The organism is Xanthobacter sp. NM-59, from assembly GCF_021401125.1.
Lineage (GTDB): Bacteria > Pseudomonadota > Alphaproteobacteria > Rhizobiales > Xanthobacteraceae > Xanthobacter.
In genome coordinates this window covers 595,794-616,276 of record NZ_JACBFQ010000001.1, presented here as the reverse complement: position 1 = coordinate 616,276, position 20,483 = coordinate 595,794, and the positions used below count along the sequence as shown (strand labels likewise).

Genomic DNA, 20,483 nt, shown 5'->3' with positions numbered 1-20,483 from the left:
CACATGGCGCCCCAAACCGCATGCGTGCAACGAAAGACGTCCGGAAAGATCCGCTCCATGAACACTTCCCGGCGCTGCATCGCCGTTGTCGTCGCCGCTGGCCGGGGCACCCGCGCGGGCGGCCCTCTGCCCAAGCAATACCGCCTGATCTCCGGCGAGCCGGTGCTGCGCCATACCCTGCGCCGGTTCGCGGAGCATCCGGGAATCAGCGGTGTGCTGGCCGTTATTCATAAAGATGATTCTGACCTCTTTGCGGAAGCTGCCGCCGATCTGCCCAAGATGCTGGCACCGGTGGCGGGCGGCGCCACCCGGCAGGAATCGGTGTGGGCAGGGCTTCAGGTCCTCACAGCCCAAACTCCGTGCAGCGTCCTCGTTCATGATGCGGCCCGGCCCTTTGTCTCGCCGGCGCTCATTTCCCGCGCCATTGCCGCGGCCGAGGCGCATGAGGCGGCGATTCCGGTGCTGCCCGTCACCGACACCATCAAGGTGGTGGGCGAGGATGGCCTCGTCAGCGCCACCCTCGATCGTTCCGCCCTGCGCACCGTGCAGACACCCCAGGCATTCGACCTTGCGGCCCTCGTCAACGCCCATCGGGCGGCGGCCGCCGCCGGTATCGTGCACCTCACCGACGATGCGGCGGTGATGGAATGGGCCGGCCGCTCCGTGGCGACGTTTGAAGGGGAGCCCGCGAATATGAAGCTCACATCGGCCGAAGACCTGGCCCGCGCCGCGCAGGAGGCGCCGGGCGCCGGCCTGTTCGCACTACCGGACGTGCGCATGGGCACCGGCTTCGATGTCCACGCCTTCGCGCCCGGCGATCATGTGATCCTCGGCGGCGTTGCCATTCCCCACGCCTTCGCCCTTGCCGGCCATTCGGACGCGGATGTGGGCCTGCACGCCTTGACCGATGCGGTGCTGGGCGCGCTGGGTGATGGCGATATCGGCTCCCACTTCCCGCCGTCGGATCCGCAATGGAAGGGCGCCGCGTCCGATCGCTTTTTGGCCCATGCGGTGGACCTGGTGGCGGCGCGCGGTGGGCGCATCGCCCATCTCGACCTTACCCTGATCTGCGAGGCGCCGAAGGTGGGGCCGCACCGGGAAGCGATCCGCGCCTCCATCGCGCGCATTGCCGGCGTGCCGGTGAGCCGTGTGAGTGTGAAGGCGACGACCACGGAGAAGCTGGGCTTCACCGGGCGCCGCGAGGGCATCGCCGCCATGGCCAGCGCCACCATCCGCCTGCCCGCCTCGGAGGACGCATGATCGACGCAGACACCTACGCCGCCGCCGAAAAGGTGCTCAGCGCCTTCCGCGCCAAGGGCTGGACGCTGGCGACCGCCGAATCGTGCACGGGCGGCCTGGTCGCCGGCGCCCTCACGGCCGTTCCCGGATCATCGGATGTGGTGGACCGTGGCTTCGTGACCTATTCCAACGGCGCCAAGAGCGCCATGCTTGGCGTGCCTGAAGCGACCCTCGCCGCCCATGGGGCGGTTAGCCGGCAAACCGCGTGCGCCATGGCCGAGGGCGCGCGCGCCGCTGCGGGCGTGAGCGCGGCGGTGTCCATCACGGGTGTCGCCGGGCCGGGCGGGGGCTCGGCGGAAAAACCGGTTGGCCTCGTGCACTTTGCCTGTGCACGGCCGGACGGCACCACGCGGCACTGCGAGATGCGCTTCGGCGATCTGGGGCGGGCGGAGATCCGCCGCCGGTCGGTGCTGGTCGCCCTGTCCCTGCTCGCGGAAGCCGCGGCCTGACGGGCCAGCGCCGGAGGACTTGACAGGATACCTTCGCCCCGCCTTCCTCCCTGGCATAAATCACATGCAATGGGAGGACTTTTCATGCCCCAGACCATCACCCGCGGCTACAAGGCCCTGCTGGCGGACGCCAATGCGCGCGTGGAGGCGCTGAGCCCGCTGCAGGCCGCGGAGCGCATGGCCCAGGGCGACACGGTGCTGGTGGACGTGCGCGACCCACGCGAGCTGGAGCGCGAGGGACGCATTCCTGGTGCCTTCCACTGCCCGCGTGGCATGCTCGAATTCTGGATCGACCCGGAAAGCCCCTATTTCAAGCCGGTCTTCGCGGAGGACAAGACCTTCATCTTCCTGTGCGCGGGCGGCTGGCGCTCGGCCCTCAGCGCTGCGACGGCGATGGACATGGGCCTGAAGCCGGTGATGCACGTGGAAGGCGGCTTCAAGGCCTGGAAGGAAACCGGCGCGCCCTTCGAACAGAAATAGCCGTTCCAGCCGCGTTTGCGGCGCCGGGCTCAGACGGCGCCGTAGACCTCATTGGCCCGCGCCTCAAAGGCATCGGCGAAGCGGCGGAAGGCGGCGTCGAACATGGCGCCCATCAGCAGGCCCAGCGCGCGCGAACGGAACTCATACGAGATGAAGAATTTCACCTCGCACTCGCCCTCCCCGCGCGCCACAAACTCCCAGCGGTTGTCGAGCCGGCTGAAGGGGCCGTCGAGATATTCCACATGGATGGCGAGGCGCGGGCGGTCCAGCATGACGCGTGAGGTGAAGGTCTCGCGGATCATCTTGTAGGCCACGGTCATGTCGGCCACGAGGATCTCGACGCCGTCATCCGATCGGGCGCGCCGCTTCACTCGCAGCGCCGCGCAGAGGGGCACGAACTCCGGGTAATGCTCCACATCGGCCACGAGATCGAACATGTGGGCAGCGGTGTGCTTCACCCGCCGCGCATTGGAAAAGGACGGCACGGCAGATCAGGCCCGCCGCAGCTTGGCCGCACGCGCCTCGCGCAGCTTGGCGAAGTCCTCGCCCGCATGATGGGACGAGCGGGTGAGCGGGCTCGAGGACACCATCAGGAAGCCCTTGGCGAACGCCACCGTCTCATAGGCCTTGAACTCGTCCGGGGTGACAAACTTCTCCACCTTGTGGTGCTGGCGGGTGGGCTGGAGATATTGGCCGATGGTGAGGAAATCCACATCCGCCGAGCGCAGGTCGTCCATCAGCTGGAGCACCTCGTTCCGCTCCTCGCCCAGGCCCACCATGATGCCGGATTTGGTGAAGATGGTGGGGTCGATCTCCTTCACCTTCTGCAGCAGGCGCAGGGAGTGGAAGTAGCGCGCGCCCGGCCGCACCGTGAGGTACTTCGACGGCACGGTTTCCAGATTGTGGTTGAACACGTCGGGCTTGGCCGCGACCACCACCTCCAGCGCCCCGTCCTTGCGGAGGAAATCGGGGGTGAGGATCTCGATGGTGGTCTTGGGACTGGCGGCGCGGATGGCGCCGATGGTGCGGGCGAAATGCTCCGCCCCGCCATCGGCCAGGTCGTCCCGGTCTACCGAGGTGATGACCACATGGGAGAGGCCCAGGCTGCCCACGGCGTCCGCCACCTTCTGCGGCTCGTCCTGGTCCAGCGGACCGGGCATGCCGGTGCGCACATTGCAGAAGGCGCAGGCGCGGGTGCAGGTGTCGCCCATGATCATCATGGTGGCGTGCTTCTTTTCCCAGCACTCACCAATGTTCGGGCAGCCGGCCTCCTCGCACACGGTGTGCAGGCCATTGGCGCGCACGATGCCCGCCGTCTCCGACCAGCCGGCCGAGCCGGGCGCCTTCACGCGGATCCATTCCGGTTTGCGCTGCACCTCGGTGAGCGGGCGGTGGGCCTTTTCCGGGTGGCGGGGACGGTTCAGCGTGTTGATCACATTGACCATGGCGTGTTCCACTTCGCGCGGCCCTTTGCGGGCCGAACCTCTGCCGCCGCGCCCCGGCGGGGAAGCGGCATCTGCCCCGCAATCCGCGCGGGGATGACCCAACGTTCGGGGAAGTGCTTCCCCATATAAGCGAGGCCCATGCCGCGCGCCACTCGCCGTGGCGACGCGGTTTCAGCGCCCTATCGCGATCGGATGGCCCGCCAGACCCACAGCAGGATGATGGCGCCGACAATGGCCGCCACCAGGGTGCGGAAGAAGCCGAACACCGGAATGGCGAGCTGCTGCGCCAGCCAGCCACCGACGAACGAGCCCAGCACACCCACCAGCAGATTGGTGAGCAGGCCGTGATCGCTCTCGGTCACCCGCTCGGCCACCCAGCCGGCGATGATGCCGATGATGAGCATGGAGAAGAAGCCGACGCCCGGCTGGTTCAGAACCGCATAGGTTTCACTGCTCATGCGTGCCCCCGCCATCCGCCCCGGCATGGGGCGGCTCCTTCTCTTAGCTCAATTTGCGACCCGGCGCAGCGCCAAGGCCATGTCAGATGTGAATGGCGCGGCCATAGGCGGCCATCACGCTCTCATGCATCATTTCCGACAGGGTCGGGTGCGGGAAAACCGTGTGGATCAGCTCTTCCTCGGTGGTCTCCAGGTTCATCGCCACCACGAAGCCCTGGATCAGCTCGGTCACCTCCGCCCCCACCATGTGGGCGCCCAGCAGCTCGCCGGTCTTGGCGTCGAAGATGGTCTTCACGAGCCCGTCCGGCTCGCCCAGCGCGATGGCCTTGCCGTTGCCGATGAAGGGGAAGCGGCCCACCTTGATCTGGCGCCCGGCTTCCTTCGCCTTCTTCTCGGTAAGGCCCACGGAGGCGATCTGCGGCATGCAATAGGTGCAGCCGGGGATCTTACCCTTATCCATGGGGTGGGTGTGAAGGCCCTTGATGGTCTCCACGCAGATCACGCCTTCATGCTCGGCCTTGTGCGCCAGCATAGGCGCGCCGGCGATGTCGCCGATGGCATAGACGCCGGACACATTGGTGCGGCCATAGCCGTCGGTGGCGATGATGCCGCGCTCGTGCTTCACGCCAATGGCCTCCAGGCCCAGGCCTTCCACATTCCCCACCACGCCCACGGCGGAAATCATCCGCTCAACATTGATGTCGTGCTTGGCGCCCTTCTCGTCCACCACATGGACGGTGAGGCTGTCGGCCTGCTTGGTGACGCCCGTGACCTTCGCCCCGGACATGATCTTCATGCCCTGCTTCTCGAAGCGTTTGCGGGCGATGGCGGCAATCTCCTCATCCTCCACGGGGAGGATCTGGGGCAGCACTTCCACCACCGTCACCTCGGCGCCCATGGTGCGATAGAAGGAGGCGAATTCGATGCCGATGGCGCCCGAGCCCATGACCAGCAGGCTCTTGGGGGTCTTCTCCGGTACCAGAGCGTCGAAATAGGTCCAGATCAGCTTCTTGTCGGGCTCCAGGCCCGGCAGCGCGCGCGGACGGGCGCCGGTGGCGATGATGATGTGCTTGGCCTCATAATCGCCGCCGCCCTTGGCGCCCTTGGGCGGGTTGGCGGCGGCTTCCACCTTCAGCTGGCCGGGAGCGGCGAAGGTGGCCTTGCCCCAGATCACATCTACCTTGTTCTTGTTCAGGAGGAAGCCCACGCCCGTGGCGAGCTGGCTCGACACCCCGCGCGAGCGCTTCACCACGGCGGCGATGTCATAGGAGATCTTCTCCGCCGCCAGGCCGTAATCCTTGGCGTGCTCCATATAATGGTAGATCTCGGCGGAGCGCAGCAGCGCCTTGGTGGGAATGCAGCCCCAGTTGAGGCAGATGCCGCCCAGGTGGCTCTTTTCCACCACGGCCGTCTTGAAGCCCAGCTGCGCGGCGCGGATGGCGGCCACATAGCCGCCCGGCCCGCCGCCGATGACGATGATGTCGTAGGTCTCTGCCATGGGAGCCTCCTCGAAATGCCTTTTCGCCGCGTGCAGTCCGGCGGAAAATCAGGATGAAGGGGCAAGCCGCCCCGCCGCGCGGGCCTCGGCCAGCGCCTGGAGCACCTGCTCGAACAAAGTGAGGTCGCGGAACGGGTCTTCCGCGTGGGTCTCGGCCTGGATGACCGGCAGGCAGCTGGATTCCAGCGCCTCCGCCAGCATCAGGTTGTCGAAATGGCCGAAGTCCTCCACATGGAGCCCATCGGCAAGAAACGTGTGGGCCCGCCCCTCGCCTTCCGCCGGCCCGATGGCGGCGTGGGCGCGGTGGAGCAACTCGCCAGGCGCATTGCTGTAGGCGGCCACGGCCTTGCCCAGCGCGAACGCGAAGCCGAGCTCGAATGCCGTGCCCGGGTCGGCGCTGATGCCACGAAATGGCGTGAGGTTGGCAACGACCGCGTCCGCCGACCGCATCAGCGAGAGGTTGTTGGCGAAGATGGTCCGCGCCAGCGTGCCGCCTTCATCCACCAGCAGCGGCTCGCCATCGATGGGGAAAAGGCCGGTAAAGCCGAAGTCGGCGCACAGCTCCAGCTTGAGCCGCCCGATCTCGCGCGCATCGTCGAGAAACACTTCCGGGCCGGCAAGATAGAGCTTCATCCAGGTCGCCCTTTCGTCGGCGCGCACCCGCGCCATGCTGAGCCCCTTGGCGGCGGGGCGCCGGACCGTTTGAGCGCGCGGCGCGCGCTTCAGCTCCCGCAAATCTGTGTCAATCGTCGCCCGGGGCCTGCCCGCGCCGGGATTCGGCGCCACCGAGCGTCCAAGGTCCGCGCCGCCGTCCCGGATGGGGAGCGGCGTGCGCGGCCGAAGGGGAGACGGGCCAAACCCGCCTCTTGCTGGCGAGGCGCGCGGGCTCAGGAGCCCGGCGCATCACCGGCCGAAGATCACTTCGAGAAAATGGCGTAGAGCTCGTCCTTGAGCTGCATGCGCTCGCGACGCATGGTCTCCATTTCCTCGTCGCCCGTGGGCTCGACGTCGGTCTCGGCGCGATGCACCTTGCCGTTCACCTCGTGATAGGCATCGTAGAGCTTGGCGAAATGCGTATCGCTCGTCTTCAGGGCCTGGATCTTCTCGGCATATTCCGGAAAATCGGCGACGAGTTCGTGGGGCGTATTGCTCATCTTCGTTTCACCTGTGTTGGGCACCGCGGCGTCGGCGAGACGCGGCGGCACCAGTCCTGTCACGCGCCCAAACGGGCGCAGGCGCTCGCGACGCGAGCCGCGCCTGCCTTACACCAGCCGGCCCATCGGCAACACCCGGGCCAGCCCGTAACCCCCTACTCAGACCAGCATGCTCAAACGAGCATGCTCATGGGCTTCTCAATGAAGCCCTTGAAGGAGGCGAGCAGCTCGGCACCCAGGGCGCCGTCCATGACGCGGTGGTCGCAGGTCATGGTGACGGTCATCTGCGTCACGATCTTCATCTCGCCGCCGCGCGCCACCACCCGGCCCTCGGACGCGCCGATGGCGAAGATGGACGACTGCGGCGCGTTGATGATGGCGGTGAAGTTGCGAATGCCCATCATGCCGAGGTTCGACACGGAGGAAGAGCCACCGGAATACTCATCCGGCTTCAGCTTCTTGTTGCGGGCGCGGGTGGCAAGATCCCGCATCTCGTTGGAGATGACGGAGATGGTCTTCTGCTCCGCCTTCTTCACCACCGGCGCATAAAGGCCGCCATCGATGGCCACCGCCACGCCCACGTCCGAGTGCTTCATGCGCAGGATGCGGTCTTCGGCCCACACCGCGTTGCAGGCCGGCACCTTCTGCAGGGCCAAAGCCAGCGCCTTGATGATGAAGTCGTTGACCGAGACGCGGTAGGCGGCCTTGCCGTCCTTGTCCTTGGGCGCGTTGGCGTTCACCTGCTCGCGCAGGGCCATCAGGTCGTCCAGGTCGCAATCCACCGTCAGGAAGAAGGTGGGCGTGACCTGCTCGCTTTCCACCAAGCGGCGGGCGATGGTCTTGCGCATGCCATCGAGCTGGACTTCCTCATAGCTGTCCGGCTCGTACATGGCCTTGATCTGATCAACGCCCGGGGCGCTGGCCAACGCCGCCTTCGGAGCTGCGGCCGCGGCTGCGGGAGCTGCGGCGGCGGGCGCAGGAGCCGCCTTGGCGCCAGGCTGCGCAGCCTCGACGTCGCGCGCGATGATGCGCCCATGGGGACCCGTGCCGGCGACGGCATTGAGATCCAGGCCCTTGTCCTTGGCAATGCGGCGGGCCAGCGGCGAAGCGAACACGCGCGCACCCGCGGCCTGCGGAGCGGGAGCCACCGCCGGGACGGGCGCTGCGGCGGGAGCCGCGGCCGCCACTGGAGCCGGAGCGCTGGGCACCGGCGCGGCCGCAGGGGCACCGCCCTGCCCGGCGGAAGCGGCGACGGCCTTCACGTCCTCGCCCTCCGCCGCGAGCACGGCGATGAGCTGATTCACCGGAACGTCCTGGGTGCCTTCCGGCACCAGGATCTTGGCGAGCACGCCCTCGTCCACGGCCTCCACTTCCATGGTGGCCTTGTCGGTCTCGATCTCGGCAATCACGTCGCCGGACTTGACGGTGTCGCCCTCTTTCTTGACCCACTTGGCAAGGTTGCCCTTTTCCATGGTGGGCGAGAGGGCCGGCATCAGAATATCGACGGGCATCGCGGGCTCCCCCTCAGCGATAGGTCACGGCGTGCACGGCCTCGATCACCTCGGCGACCGTAGGCAGGGCCAGCTTCTCAAGGTTCGCGGCATAGGGCATGGGCACGTCCTTGCCGGTGATGCGCAGCACCGGGGCGTCGAGATAGTCGAAAGCCTTGTCCATCAGCTGGGCGACGATCTCGGCGCCGACGCCGGATTGCGGCCAGCCCTCCTCCACCGTGACGCAGCGGCCGGTTTTCTTGACCGAGGCGACGATGGTTTCCACGTCCATGGGGCGGATGGTGCGCAGGTCGATCACCTCGGCCTCGATACCCAGCTTGGCCAACTCGTCCGCCGCCTTCAGGGCATAGGTCATGCCGATGGAGAAGGAGACGAGCGTCACATCCTTGCCCGCCCGCGCGACCCGCGCCTTGCCGATGGGCAGCACGTAGTCATCCAGCTTCGGCACCTCGAAGGAGTGGCCGTAAAGGATCTCGTTTTCCAGGAAGATCACCGGGTTGGGATCGCGGATGGCGGCCTTCAGCAGGCCCTTGGCGTCGGCAGCCGAATAGGGCGCGATCACCTTCAGGCCGGGCACATTGGAATACCAGGCGGTATAATCCTGGCTGTGCTGGGCCGCCACGCGCGCAGCGGCGCCATTAGGACCGCGGAACACGATGGACGAGCTGACCTGCCCGCCCGACATATAATGGGTCTTGGCGGCCGAGTTGATGATCTGGTCGATCGCCTGCATGGCGAAGTTGAAGGTCATGAACTCGATGATGGGTTTCAGCCCCGCGAAGGCCGCGCCCACGCCCACGCCCGCAAAGCCGTGCTCAGTGATGGGGGTGTCGATGACGCGGCGGTCACCGAACTCCTGGAGCAGGCCCTGGGTGATCTTGTAGGCACCCTGGTATTCGGCAACCTCCTCGCCCATCACGAAGACATCGCCGTCGCGGCGCATCTCCTCGGCCATGGCATCGCGCAGGGCCTCGCGTACGGTCATGGTGACGTATTCGGTGCCCGCGGGCACTTCCGGATCGCTCGGCGCGACCGCTACCGGCTCGGCGACGGCCGGAGCCGCGGTGGCGGGGGCGGCAACGGCGGGAGCAGCCACCGGAGCGGGGGCCGCGGCCGGAGCGGCGCTCACGTCCTCGCCCTCGGCGGCGATGATCGCGATGGGCGTATTTACGGCCACGTCCTGGGTGCCTTCCGGCACCAGGATCTTGGCGAGCACGCCCTCGTCCACGGCCTCCACTTCCATGGTGGCCTTGTCGGTCTCGATCTCGGCGAGCACGTCACCGGATTTGACGGTGTCGCCTTCCTTTTTCACCCATTTGGTGAGGTTGCCCTTCTCCATGGTGGGAGACAGGGCCGGCATGAGGACGTCAGTGGCCATGGCAGTCAGCTCTTGCTCGGCGGCGCTGCGGACGCGGGCGGATAACGCCTCGCGAACGCGCGCGAATGGTTCAAGGGAATGGACGCGTAAGGCACCGGGGTAGCGGCCATCACTCTGGTCGCCACCGGCTGCCGGGAACGGCGGGACAGGCGGACGGGGAGCCCCTCACCCTGCCCTTCCAGCCGGTGCCCGGTCGCCAATTGGGGGCACGCATGGGCCACACCCACGCGCCGTCCCGCCTTTACCGCCGGAGCGGTGGGCGTGGGGAGCGCGGGCGCGGCCATCGTCGCGCCCTCAGCGCAGCACGTCGGTGTAGAGCTCGGCGGGATCCGGCTCCGGATCGTGGGAGGCGAAATCGGCGGCGGCGGCGACAATGTCGCGAACCTCGGCGTCGATCTTCTTCAGCTCCTCCTCGGTCGCCCCGTGATCGTTCAACAGGCGCGCGCGGACCTGCTCGATGGGATCGTGCTCGGTCCGCATCTTCTGCACCTCCTCCTTCGACCGGTACTTCGCCGGGTCGGACATGGAGTGGCCGCGATAACGGTAGGTCTGCATTTCCAGGATGTAGGGCCCGTTGCCCTCGCGGGCGAAGGCCAGAGCACGCTCGGCGGCAGCGCGCACGGCGCGCACGTCCATGCCGTCCACCTGCTCACCGGGAATGTTGAAGGACACGCCGCGCTTGGAGAAATCCGGCTGCGCGGAGGAGCGGGTCACCGAGGTGCCCATGGCGTACTTGTTGTTTTCGATCACGTACACGACGGGCAGCTTCCAAAGCTCCGCCATGTTGAAGCTCTCATAGACTTGGCCCTGATTGGCCGCACCGTCGCCGAAATAGGTTACCGAGACGGCGCCGTTACCTTTGTAACGGTCAGCGAAGGCCAAGCCCGTGCCCAGCGAAACCTGGGCGCCGACGATGCCGTGACCGCCGAAAAACTGCTTCTCGATGCTGAACATGTGCATCGAGCCGCCCTTGCCCTTGGAGTAGCCTCCGCGGCGGCCGGTGAGCTCGGCCATGACGCCGTCAGGGTTCATGCCGGCGGCCAGCATGTGGCCGTGGTCGCGGTAGCCGGTGATGACCTGGTCACCATCCTTCATGGACATCTGCATGCCCACCACCACGGCCTCCTGGCCGATATAGAGGTGGCAGAAGCCGCCAATGAGGCCCATGCCATACATCTGGCCCGCCTTCTCCTCGAAGCGGCGGATCAGCAGCATCTCGCGATAAGCGAAAAGCTCATCGTCTTTCGTGAAGGTTGCAGTCCCGCCCGCGGCTGCGGCGGCGCGTGCGGCGGATTTCCTGGGAGCCATCGGCGACCTCTGGATGCGCTGAAATCGCGGACTCTCTAGCGCACCTTCCCGCACACGCAAAGCGGGAATTGAAAATATTGCACCGCAACACCTTGCAAACTCTTGATTCTGAAGGAATGAACCAATTATAAGTTCATACCTCATATGAACCAAAATTCAGTTCATTTGCTGCGAAGCAATACGAGATCCTTGGGGTGGATGAAGTTCAGCTGGCGGCGGCCTTCCTCATCCAGCATGTCGGGATCGAGGCGCGTGGCGGCAAGCAGCGACACCTTGTTTTCAAGGGCCATGCGCTGAGTCTTGAGCTCCGCAAGCTGGGCCTCGAGGCGTTGAGTCTCCTGCTCATACGTGCGCTGGGCCACAAGGCCATGGTCGCCCGTATAGGCATTGTAGGCGAAATAGGCGATGAGCCCGGCCGCCCCGATGTGCAGGGCCAGGGTCGCTAGAGCGGATCGAAGGCGGGAGCGGCTTTGCATGGGCGCGATTGTTCCACGCCCTGGTTTCCATCGCATTAAGGCGCGGCGGCCGCGTCATGTTTGCATTTTTGCATAAATGGCTTGCGGATGAATGTCTGGTAAGCGTCAGAATTGCACGTCAAAAAGGGGCCGAACGAACCACCGACCCAACCTTGGGGAGACAAATCATGTCGAAGCCCGTTGTCGCCATCGTCTATCACTCCGGCTACGGCCACACGAAGGCCCAGGCCGAAGCCGTGCTCGCCGGCGTAAAGGAAGTGGAAGCCGTGGACGGCGTTCTCATCTCCGTCGACGATGTGGATGCCAATTGGGAAGTGCTGGACGGTGCCGCCGCCATCATCTTCGGCTCGCCCATCTACATGGGCAACGTTTCCGCCGCATTCCAGGGCTTCGCGGAGAAGAGCTCCAAGCGCTGGATGTCGCTGGCGTGGAAGGACAAGCTGGCCGCCGGCTTCGTGAATTCCGGCAGCCAGAACGGCGACAAGCTTCAGGGCCTGCAGGCGCTCATCACCCTGTCCCAGCAGCACGGCATGATCTGGGTGGGCCTGGGCCTGCATCCCGGCAACAACTCGTCCACCGCTTCGGTCAACGACCTGAACCGCCTGGGTGGCTTCGGCGGCGCCTTCGCGCAGTCCAACGTGGACCAGGGCGCGGACGTGATGCCCCCGGAGGCCGACCGCAAGACCGCCGCTCATCTTGGCAAGCGCGTGGCCGAGGCCGCTGTGCGCTGGACCAAGGGCGCCTGAGCAGCCGCAGTCTTGAGTTAGCGTAGGATCGAAAAGCCCGGGCCGTGCCCGGGCTTTTTGCGTTCGGGATGGTCTTTGGCGCTCAAGGACAGTTTTGGCGCCAAGCCAGAGCCTCGCTTAATCCTCCGCGCCAAGGCCGTGGCGCGCCATGTCCAAGCGCTCCGCATAGCTGCGAAGGGCATGGGATTCGCTGAGCAGGCCTACGAGCTGGCGCGACTCGATATCGCTCACCACCGGCAGTTCCTCTGCCCCTGCCGCCTCGAACGCCTCGGCCGCTTCCTTCACGTTCATGGCTGGCAGCAGCATGCTCTCGCCGTGCCGGGCGATGACGCGGACGGGTTCCGCCACGTCCCGGCGCGCGGCATATCCTTCGGAAACGCGCACGAGACCGGCATAGGCCCCCGCCCCGTCCACCAGCACCACCACGCGGACGGAGCCCAGAGGAAAGGCCGTACGCAGCGCGCCGATGGTCCCATCATGGGGGAAGGTGCGCATGTCGGTGCGCATCATCGCGGCCACGGTCAGGTCACGCATCCAGCCCACGTCCTGGGCGCTGCGGATGGTTTCGCCGCGCAGGTGCAGCCGCCAGGTGGAGAAGGAGTAGCCGAAGGTTTCCCGCACCATCAGCGAGGTGACGGCCGCCGTGCTCACCACCAGCCCGGTCAGGGTGAGATCCCCCGTCATTTCCAGAACCAGGAAGCTCATGGTCAACGGGCCGCCGATGACGCCCACCGCCAAGGCCCCCATGCCCACGACCGCCGCCAGCGCCGGCGCGAGCCCGAGGCCGGGAAAGAGCAGCTCGAGCCCGGCCGCATAGAGCTTGCCCATCACCGCCCCCAGGAACAGGGATGCGAAGAACAGGCCCCCGCGAAACCCCGACCCGACCGATAGTGCGGAAGCCACCATCTTCAAGCCAAACACGATGGCCACCGACCATGTGACCGCGCTGCCCACCTGCTCATGCAGCGCGCCGTGGCCATCGGACAGCACCTGCGGCGAATAGAGGGCGAGGCACCCTACGGCGAGCCCGGCCAGGGCCGGGCGCAGGGGCGCGGGAAGCCGGCTGTGGGCGAACAGCCATTCCACCGTGGTGACGAGCCGCATGATGACGATGGCCACCACGCCCGCCACCAGGCCCAGGAGCGCGAACAGCAGCACCTGGCTCGGTTCCGCCGGCGGCAGGTGGGCGATGGCCAGCGGCTCCACATGCAGGCCCAGGGTGCGCGCCGTGAGCACGCCCCCCATGGCGGCGGTCAGCACCGGCACGGCCGCGGGAATGGAATAGGTGCCGATGATCAGCTCGAAGGCATAGAAGGCGCCCATCAGCGGCGCATCGAACACCGAGCCGAGCCCGGCCGCCGTTCCCGCCCCCACCAATATGCGCAGATCGTTGCGACGCAGATCGAAGATGGCTCCCAGACGCGAGGCGATGCCGCCGCCAATCTGGCTATAGCCCGCCTCGAGCCCCAGCGATGCGCCAAACCCGTTGGACACCATGGTTTGCAGGGACAGGATGATGCTGTCGGTCAGGGACATCTGCCCGCCGTGCAGCGCATTGGCCTCAATGGGGTCGACGATGGGATGGGGCCGCCAGCGCTTCAGCCCCAGGGCAATGAGCCCCATCATCAGTCCCCCCGCCGCCGGCACCAGGACGAGCCAGGGCGAGATCAGCGCCGGCGATGCGCTCAGGCGCTCCCCGGCCGGCAGGGCGAACAGCAGTTCATGGAGGAATTGGGTGCCGAAACTCATGGCGGTGGCGACCGCCCCCGCCGCGATGCCGATCACCGCCGAGAGCACCACAAGGAACACCTCGCGGGCCCGCACCTGGGTCCGCACCGCCAGCCATAGGGGCGCGAGAGGGCCCCGGGTAGGCGCGCGCGGCGCGCCTTCGGCTTGGTCAGGTGGCGCGACCATGCCGAAGGCAGCCGCTCAGGAGAACTTGTTGGTGCGCGGAAAGCCCTTCGGCGGCAGGCGGCCGGCGGTCGCCCGCTCGCCCTGCCAGTCGAGAAGCTCGGTAACGGTCCAGGTGCGGCCGGAGGAATCCTCCCAGGTGAGGCCGCCGGAAATGGGGAACACCTTGATGTCGGAAAGCCCGCCCTCGCGATAGCGCTGCAGCCGCACGCCACGGCCGCGCGTCATTTCCGGGATCTGGTTGACAGGAAATAGCAGCAGCTTGCGATTATCGCCGATCACCGCCACCCAGTCGCCTTCTACGAAGCGCACCCCCAGGGCTGCATCCGGCGGGTCGGTCACCAGCACCTGTTTGCCCTTGCGGGTGGTGGCCAGGCAATCGTCCTCCGCCACCACGAAGCCCCGGCCTTGTCTGGAGGCCACCAGCAGCTTGCGTTCCGGCTGGTGGGCGAAAACGGAGACGATCTCCGCCTCCTGCTCCAGGTCGATCATCATGCGGATGGGCTCGCCATGGCCGCGCCCGCCCGGCAGCTTTGAGGCTTCCAGCGTGAAGAAGCGGCCATTGCTAGCGAACACCATGAGCTTGGAGGTGGTTTCCGCGAAGAAGGCGTGACCGAGCGCATCGTCGGTCTTGAACTGGAGGTTGGACAGGTCCTGCTGGTGCCCCTTCAGGGCGCGGATCCAACCCTTCTGCGAGACCACGACGGTGATGGGCTCGCGCTCCACCAGCGCCTCAGTGAAGGCCTCCTCGCCCAGCTCCGGAGCGGCGGCGAAGGTGGTGCGGCGCTTGCCGAGCGCGGTCTCGGGCCCATAGATCTTGCGGGTCTCGCGGATCTCCTTGGCGATGGCCTTCCACTGCGCCCCTTCGGAGCCAACCAGCTTGGTGAGCGCGTCCTGCTCCTTGGACAGGGCGTCGTGCTCCTTGCGGATCTCCATCTCCTCCAGGCGGCGCAGGGAGCGCAGGCGCATGTTGAGGATGGCTTCCGCCTGCACGTCCGTCAGCTCGAAGGTGCGCATCAGCTCCTGCTTGGGCTCGTCCTCCTCGCGGATGATGCGGATGACCTCGTCGAGGTTGAGATAGGCGATGAGATAGCCGCCCAGCACCTCCAGGCGATGGGCGATCTGGTCCAGCCGATAGCGCGAGCGGCGCAGCAGCACCTCGCGGCGGTGGTCCAGCCACTCGCGCAGCGCCTCCGCCAGGGAGAGCACCTTGGGGACCTGGCCGCGCACCAGTACGTTCATGTTAAGCGGGACGCGCGCTTCCAGATCGGTGAGCTTGAACAGGCTCTCCATCAGCACTTCGGCGTCCACCGTGCGGGAGCGGGGCTCCAGCACCACGCGGATATCCTCGGCGCTCTCGTCGCGCACATCCGCCAGCAGCGGCAATTTCTTGTCGGTGAGCAGCTCGGCGATCTTCTCGATCAGCCGGGACTTGGCGACGCCATAGGGGATCTCGGTGACCACCACCACATAGGTGCCGCGGCCCGTCTCCTCCTTGTTCCAGCGCGCGCGCACCCGGAACGAGCCGCGCCCGGTAGCATAGGCCTCCGCCACCCCCACCGGATCGTCCACCAACACGCCACCGGTGGGGAAATCGGGACCCGGCACGTATTTCAGGAGATCCACGGCGAGCGCGTTGGGGTGCTCCACCAGATGCAGGGCCGCATCCAGCAGCTCGGCCGCATTGTGGGGCGGAATGGACGTGGCCATGCCGACCGCAATGCCCTGGGAGCCGTTCGCGAGCAGGTTGGGGAAGGCCGCCGGCAGCACCACGGGCTCTTCCTCGGAGCCGTCATAGGTGGGGCGGAAATCCACCGCATCCTCGTCGATGCCGTCCAGCAGCAGGCGGGCGGTCTCGGTAAGGCGGGCCTCGGTGTATCGCATGGCGGCGGCGTTATCGCCGTCCACATTGCCGAAATTGCCCTGCCCATCCACCAGCGGATACCGCTGCGCGAAATCCTGGGCGAGGCGCACCAGCGCGTCATAGACCGACTGGTCACCATGGGGATGGAATTTGCCGATTACGTCGCCCACCACGCGGGCGGACTTCTTGAACGCCTGCCCCGGATCCAGCCGCAACTGGCGCATGGCGTGCAGGATGCGCCGATGCACGGGCTTCAGGCCGTCGCGCGCGTCCGGCAGGGCGCGGTGCATGATGGTGGACAGAGCGTAGGCAAGGTAGCGCTCTTCCAGCGCCGCCTTCAGCGCGACGTTCTCGATATTCCCACCGGGAGGCGCGGGGGGCGGAAGGGTACGGGTGGCCATAAGCAGGCAGTACCGCGCGCGCGAAGGCACGACAAGGCGATTATGCGCCCACCCCTTCGCAGGCGGGCGGCTCGCCCGCCCCCGCTTCGGCCTCCGGGCCGCCCGACACTGGCGCCGCGCGGGCGGCGGGGGGCGGAGGTGCCGGAAGGCACACAAGCGCCGCAAGGGTAAACAACGGTTCATCGAAGCGGTAGGCAAAGACCGATTTATCGTTCATTTGCATACCGTTATACCAAAACTGGCCTAACTGCCGCCGCCCTCCTCCGCTAGGGTTTTCAAGGCATGGGCGCGGGGTGGACGACGCCCTGTGCCTGCTGATGCACAGGAGAGTGTGATGCGAAAGATCCTTTGGGCGGCAGGAGGCATCGTCGCGCTCGGCTTGCTGGGTGCGCACATACCGGCGGCGTCCGCCGGCACGCTCGGTAACGCGGCTCCGGCTCTGGCGGGGCCCGCCGATCTTCAGGTGAAGCCGGAAAATGTCTACTGGGTGCGCCGGTGCTGGCGCGAACGGCGGTGGTGGGGCGGGCGCTGGCACTGGGTGACCCGCTGCGGCAGCATCTGGGTTGAGCCGCCGAGGCCGCGCCCGTTCTGGGGACCGCCGCCGCCCCGGCCCTATTGGTGGTGATCAGCCAGCAGGCATCTCCCGGCGCCAGGAGGCAATAAAATGGCCGCGCGCCTCGGAAAAGCCGAGGCCGCGCGGCTCCAGCACCCGGCGCTGGAGGAAGTAAGCGGTGAGGCGCAGGGCATCCTCCACCTCCGATGCGGACGGATGGGTACCCTGCCCCACCAAAAAGGCGGGCAATGGCAGCAGGCGCGGCGCATAGGGCTCGCCCGCCTCCCTGCAGACCGCCCGCCCGCTCTTCGGCGAAACGTAGATGAGGTCGTGCCGCTGGCCGGTGGCCGCGCAGGCTTCCAGCTCCAGCCCGAAGCCCAGTTCCCCCAGCAAGGCCAGCTCGAACCGCGCTAGCAGCATGCCGGCGGCAGGCGCAGCGTCGAAGGCGTCCAGGATTGCGCCCAGTGTGGCGTAGAGACCCTCCTGCGGGTCCCGTTCCGGCAGCAGGCGCAGCAGGTGCGCCATGTGGGTGATGCCATAGGCGCCGTGGGGCGCGCGCATGAGGGCTTCGGCGCGAATCACGAGCGGTTCCAGGGCGAAATTGCCCATGTGCTCGTCCAGCCGCGCGCGCCAGGTGGCGCTCACCGTGTTGCCGGGCTGGAGCATGGGGGCCTGCCGGCGCGAGGCCCCACCCCGCACCATGCCCAGATGCCGGCCACGCCGGGCGGTGAGCAGCTCGACGATGGCATTGGCCTCGCCGTGGCGCCGCACGCCCAGCACGATGCCCTCGTCGTTCCACTCCACGGCATCAGCCTTTCGGGCCGCCAGACCGCTTCAGTGTTTCAGCGAAACGGTCCGTCCCCTTGCTTTCACGCATTTCCCCGCGCGAGCGGATTCCCACTTCGCGCGGAAACGCCTTAGTCCCCGCGGGGGAATTCCAGCCCCATCTCACGATAGCGCTCGGGGTCGTTGGCCCAGTTCTCGCGCACCTTCACGAACAGGAACAGGTGCACCGGCACTTCCAGGATCTCGGCGAGCTCGGCGCGCGATTCCGAGGAGATGGTCTTGATGGCCGTCCCGCCTTTGCCGAGCACGATCTTCCTTTGGCTCTCGCGCTCCACATAAATGGTCTGCTCAATGCGCACGGAGCCGTCCCTCAGCTCCTTCCAGCTCTCGGTTTCCACCGTGGAGCGGTAGGGCAGCTCGTCATGCAGGCGCATGAACATCTTCTCGCGGGTGATCTCGGCCGCCAGCATGCGCATGGGGGCGTCGGAGATCTGGTCCTCGGGATAGAGCCAGGGGCCGAGCGGCACCATCTGCGCGAACCAGGTCCGCACATCGTCCACCCCATCGCCGGTCAGGGCGGAGACCATGAAGACGCGCTCGAACTGGAGGCGCTCGTTGAGCTCCGTCACCAGGGCCAGCAGGGTGTCGCGGCGGATGAGATCGATCTTGTTGAGGATCAGCGCGCGCGGACGGCGGATCTCCGAGAGCGGCGCGATCAGCGCCTCGATCTCCTCATCCACCCCGCGCTTGGCGTCCACCAGCAGGGCGATGACGTCGGCATCGGCGGCATGGGTCCAGGCGCTCGCCACCATGGCGCGCTCCAGCCGCCGCTTGGGCGCGAAGATGCCGGGCGTGTCCACCAGCACCACCTGGGACGAGCCCTCGATGGCGATGCCCCGCACGATGGAGCGCGTGGTCTGCACCTTGTGGGAGACGATGGAGACCTTCGTGCCGACCAGGGCATTGGTCAGGGTCGACTTGCCCGCATTGGGCGCGCCCAGCAGCGCGACGAAGCCGCAGCGCGTGGGGCCGACCGGCTGGGGAGCCTCCTCGGCCACCGGCTCGTCATCGTCGAAATCGTCATCGTCGTCGAAGTCGTCGGCCTCGGCGGCTTCCAGGCGCTGCTGCTCGCGCAGGGCCTCCTCGTCCGCCTCCGTCCGCCCCGGCGCCGGGGTCTTGCTGGGCACGGCGTGTTCGCCCGGATCACGTGGCTTGTTCGTCATGCTCAGCTCGCATTCTTTTCCCACACGCCTTCCCGTACCAGGAAAGCGGAGGCGGCGGCCTTCTGCGCCGCCTGCTTTGATGATCCTTCCGCCTCCACCGGGGTCAACCCCGGCAGATCGACGGCCACGGTGAAGCGGGGCGCGTGGTCCGGGCCGCAGCGCGCCACCTCGCGGTAGGAGGGCGGCGGCAGCCCGCGCCCCTGTGCCCATTCCTGAAGCACGGTTTTCGCATCGCGCAGCGGCCGGCGCGGAGCTTCCAGCCGGTGGCGCCAATAACGCTCCACCAGAACGTTGGCAGCGCCGTAGCCGCCATCGAGGAACACCGCGGCCACCACGCTTTCCGTGACATCGGCCAGAATGGCGCGCCGCTTGTGGGTGCCGGACTGGGTCTCGCCCGGGCCGAGGCGGATGTGGGCGCCCAGATTCATGTCCGCCGCGACATCCGCACACGCTTCCTCGCGCACCAGCTCGGCCAGGCGGCGCGAAAGCTCGCCCTCCTCCGCGCCGGGAAAGGCCGCATAGAGCATGTGCGAGACCACGGAGCCCAGCACGTGGTCCCCAAGGAATTCCAGGCGCTGATAGGAGCGCAGGCGCGGCGCCTCACCCTTCACAGCGCTGATGTGGGAAAGTGCAAGGTCGAGCAGCGCCCGATCCTTGAACGCATAGCCGATCCGCTCTTCGAGGCCGGAGAGATCTTCGAACACTCTGGTCAATTCACCATTTTGAACAGCCGGTCCCATCGCACCGTCCAAGGCCATGTCCACACCTGCCAGGCCGACGCGCCCTCATCGATAGAGAAGAAAATCATCTGCGCCTTGCCGATGAGATTCTCGAACGGCACGTAGCCGACCTGGCTCAAGACACGACTGTCGGCCGAATTGTCGCGGTTGTCACCCATCATGAAATAATGGCCCAGCGGGACTTCATAGACAGGGGTGTTGTCGTAGAAGCCGTTGTCCACCAGGTCGAGCGTCTCATAGGAGACGCCATTCGGCAGCGTCTCGCGCCAGCGCTTGACGGGGACGGGCCGGCCGGTGCCGTCGTCCTCGGTCACGTCGGGAAGGCGCTCGCGCTTCACAGGCACGCCATTGATGTGCAGCCAGCCGTCAATCATCTGGATCTTGTCGCCCGGCAGGCCAATGACGCGCTTGATATAGTCGGTCTCGTTGTCGCGCGGCAGCTTGAACACCACCACGTCGCCCCGGGTCGGCTGCTCGCCGAAGATGCGGCCGGAGAACAGGTTGGGCGAGAACGGGATGGAGAAGCGCGAATAGCCGTAGCTGTACTTCGAAACGAACAGGTAGTCGCCGATCAGCAGCGTATCCTTCATGGACCCCGAGGGGATGTTGAAGGGCTGGAACAGGAACGTGCGGATCAGCAGAGCGATCAGCAGGGCCTGGACGATCACCTGGACGGTTTCGAGGAATCCGCCGTCCTTCTTCGAATCGCTGGTCGCGGTCATCGAGGGTCCGAAAAAATGAGAACGGTGCGCAGGGTGCAGCAAACTGCGCCGAAACTGAGGACGGCGCGGCCGAAAGCCACC

21 protein-coding genes are annotated in these 20,483 nt (G+C 66.9%); 5 read left to right on the top strand and 16 right to left on the bottom strand.

The annotated features are described in order from the left end of the window. Nucleotides 1-57 precede the first annotated feature (57 nt). From L0966_RS02900 to L0966_RS02890, 3 genes are all read left to right on the top strand, one after another. The gene (locus tag L0966_RS02900; RefSeq protein ID WP_234050336.1) at nucleotides 58-1,260 is read left to right on the top strand and encodes a bifunctional 2-C-methyl-D-erythritol 4-phosphate cytidylyltransferase/2-C-methyl-D-erythritol 2,4-cyclodiphosphate synthase; all 1,203 of its coding nucleotides are present in this window, start codon (nucleotides 58-60) and stop codon (nucleotides 1,258-1,260) included. After that, complete coding sequence (locus L0966_RS02895; RefSeq protein ID WP_234050335.1) at nucleotides 1,257-1,748, top strand: CinA family protein; 492 nt, start codon at nucleotides 1,257-1,259, stop codon at nucleotides 1,746-1,748. The genes L0966_RS02900 and L0966_RS02895 overlap by 4 nt, the downstream gene beginning before the upstream one ends. Before the next feature lie 84 nt (nucleotides 1,749-1,832). Further along, nucleotides 1,833-2,228 (top strand): rhodanese-like domain-containing protein, encoded by a 396-nt coding sequence (locus L0966_RS02890; RefSeq protein ID WP_234050334.1) that lies wholly within the window; start codon nucleotides 1,833-1,835, stop codon nucleotides 2,226-2,228. A 29-nt stretch (nucleotides 2,229-2,257) separates the two neighbouring features. On the opposite strand, the gene L0966_RS02885 is transcribed toward L0966_RS02890, so the two are convergent. From L0966_RS02885 to L0966_RS02840, 10 genes are all read right to left on the bottom strand, one after another. Then, nucleotides 2,258-2,713 carry an SRPBCC family protein gene (locus tag L0966_RS02885; protein ID WP_234050333.1) on the bottom strand — a complete coding sequence of 152 codons (456 nt, stop codon included), beginning with the start codon at nucleotides 2,711-2,713 and terminating at the stop codon, nucleotides 2,258-2,260. Nucleotides 2,714-2,719: 6 nt separating this feature from the next. Further along, complete coding sequence (lipA, locus tag L0966_RS02880) at nucleotides 2,720-3,673, bottom strand: lipoyl synthase (protein WP_234050332.1); 954 nt, start codon at nucleotides 3,671-3,673, stop codon at nucleotides 2,720-2,722. Between the two features lie 179 nt (nucleotides 3,674-3,852). Then, nucleotides 3,853-4,131 carry a GlsB/YeaQ/YmgE family stress response membrane protein gene (locus tag L0966_RS02875; RefSeq protein ID WP_234050331.1) on the bottom strand — a complete coding sequence of 93 codons (279 nt, stop codon included), beginning with the start codon at nucleotides 4,129-4,131 and terminating at the stop codon, nucleotides 3,853-3,855. A gap of 82 nt (nucleotides 4,132-4,213) precedes the next feature. Next, entirely contained in the window at nucleotides 4,214-5,629 is a 1,416-nt protein-coding gene (gene lpdA, locus L0966_RS02870) for a dihydrolipoyl dehydrogenase (RefSeq protein WP_234050330.1), read from the bottom strand. Nucleotides 5,630-5,677: 48 nt separating this feature from the next. After that, nucleotides 5,678-6,298 carry a nucleoside 2-deoxyribosyltransferase gene (locus L0966_RS02865; RefSeq protein ID WP_234050329.1) on the bottom strand — a complete coding sequence of 207 codons (621 nt, stop codon included), beginning with the start codon at nucleotides 6,296-6,298 and terminating at the stop codon, nucleotides 5,678-5,680. A gap of 248 nt (nucleotides 6,299-6,546) precedes the next feature. Next, a complete protein-coding gene (locus tag L0966_RS02860; protein WP_234050328.1) occupies nucleotides 6,547-6,783 on the bottom strand; it encodes a YdcH family protein in 237 nt (78 codons plus the stop codon). 173 nt (nucleotides 6,784-6,956) lie between these two features. Beyond that, nucleotides 6,957-8,294: a pyruvate dehydrogenase complex dihydrolipoamide acetyltransferase gene (locus tag L0966_RS02855; protein ID WP_234050327.1), complete on the bottom strand. Its 1,338-nt coding sequence runs from the start codon at nucleotides 8,292-8,294 to the stop codon at nucleotides 6,957-6,959. 13 nt (nucleotides 8,295-8,307) lie between these two features. Then, on the bottom strand, nucleotides 8,308-9,672 hold the full coding sequence (locus L0966_RS02850) for a pyruvate dehydrogenase complex E1 component subunit beta (RefSeq protein ID WP_234050326.1): 1,365 nt from the start codon (nucleotides 9,670-9,672) through the stop codon (nucleotides 8,308-8,310). 294 nt (nucleotides 9,673-9,966) lie between these two features. Then, nucleotides 9,967-10,980, bottom strand: a complete 1,014-nt coding sequence (gene pdhA / locus L0966_RS02845) for a pyruvate dehydrogenase (acetyl-transferring) E1 component subunit alpha (protein WP_234050325.1) — start codon at nucleotides 10,978-10,980, stop codon at nucleotides 9,967-9,969. A gap of 161 nt (nucleotides 10,981-11,141) precedes the next feature. Next, nucleotides 11,142-11,456 carry a septum formation initiator family protein gene (locus L0966_RS02840; RefSeq protein ID WP_234050324.1) on the bottom strand — a complete coding sequence of 105 codons (315 nt, stop codon included), beginning with the start codon at nucleotides 11,454-11,456 and terminating at the stop codon, nucleotides 11,142-11,144. A 167-nt stretch (nucleotides 11,457-11,623) separates the two neighbouring features. On the opposite strand from L0966_RS02840, the gene L0966_RS02835 reads away from it, so the two are divergent. Then, a complete protein-coding gene (locus tag L0966_RS02835) occupies nucleotides 11,624-12,202 on the top strand; it encodes a flavodoxin family protein (RefSeq protein WP_234050323.1) in 579 nt (192 codons plus the stop codon). A gap of 117 nt (nucleotides 12,203-12,319) precedes the next feature. On the opposite strand, the gene L0966_RS02830 is transcribed toward L0966_RS02835, so the two are convergent. Both L0966_RS02830 and parC read right to left on the bottom strand, forming a co-directional pair. Further along, entirely contained in the window at nucleotides 12,320-14,038 is a 1,719-nt protein-coding gene (locus tag L0966_RS02830) for a chloride channel protein (protein WP_234050322.1), read from the bottom strand. A gap of 93 nt (nucleotides 14,039-14,131) precedes the next feature. Next, complete coding sequence (parC, locus tag L0966_RS02825) at nucleotides 14,132-16,378, bottom strand: DNA topoisomerase IV subunit A (RefSeq protein ID WP_234050321.1); 2,247 nt, start codon at nucleotides 16,376-16,378, stop codon at nucleotides 14,132-14,134. 334 nt (nucleotides 16,379-16,712) lie between these two features. Here parC and L0966_RS02820 point away from each other — a divergent pair, with 334 nt between their 5' ends. Then, a complete protein-coding gene (locus L0966_RS02820) occupies nucleotides 16,713-17,003 on the top strand; it encodes a hypothetical protein (protein ID WP_234050320.1) in 291 nt (96 codons plus the stop codon). On the opposite strand, the gene recO is transcribed toward L0966_RS02820, so the two are convergent. From recO to lepB, 4 genes are all read right to left on the bottom strand, one after another. Next, nucleotides 17,004-17,735: a DNA repair protein RecO gene (gene recO / locus L0966_RS02815; RefSeq protein WP_234050319.1), complete on the bottom strand. Its 732-nt coding sequence runs from the start codon at nucleotides 17,733-17,735 to the stop codon at nucleotides 17,004-17,006. Nucleotides 17,736-17,848: 113 nt separating this feature from the next. Next, nucleotides 17,849-18,835, bottom strand: coding sequence for a GTPase Era (era, locus tag L0966_RS02810; protein WP_370640634.1), 987 nt, complete (start codon nucleotides 18,833-18,835; stop codon nucleotides 17,849-17,851). Between the two features lie 107 nt (nucleotides 18,836-18,942). After that, a complete protein-coding gene (gene rnc / locus L0966_RS02805; protein ID WP_370640604.1) occupies nucleotides 18,943-19,644 on the bottom strand; it encodes a ribonuclease III in 702 nt (233 codons plus the stop codon). Nucleotides 19,645-19,649: 5 nt separating this feature from the next. Then, nucleotides 19,650-20,402, bottom strand: a complete 753-nt coding sequence (gene lepB, locus L0966_RS02800) for a signal peptidase I (RefSeq protein ID WP_234050317.1) — start codon at nucleotides 20,400-20,402, stop codon at nucleotides 19,650-19,652. Between the last annotated feature and the right edge of the window lie 81 nt (nucleotides 20,403-20,483).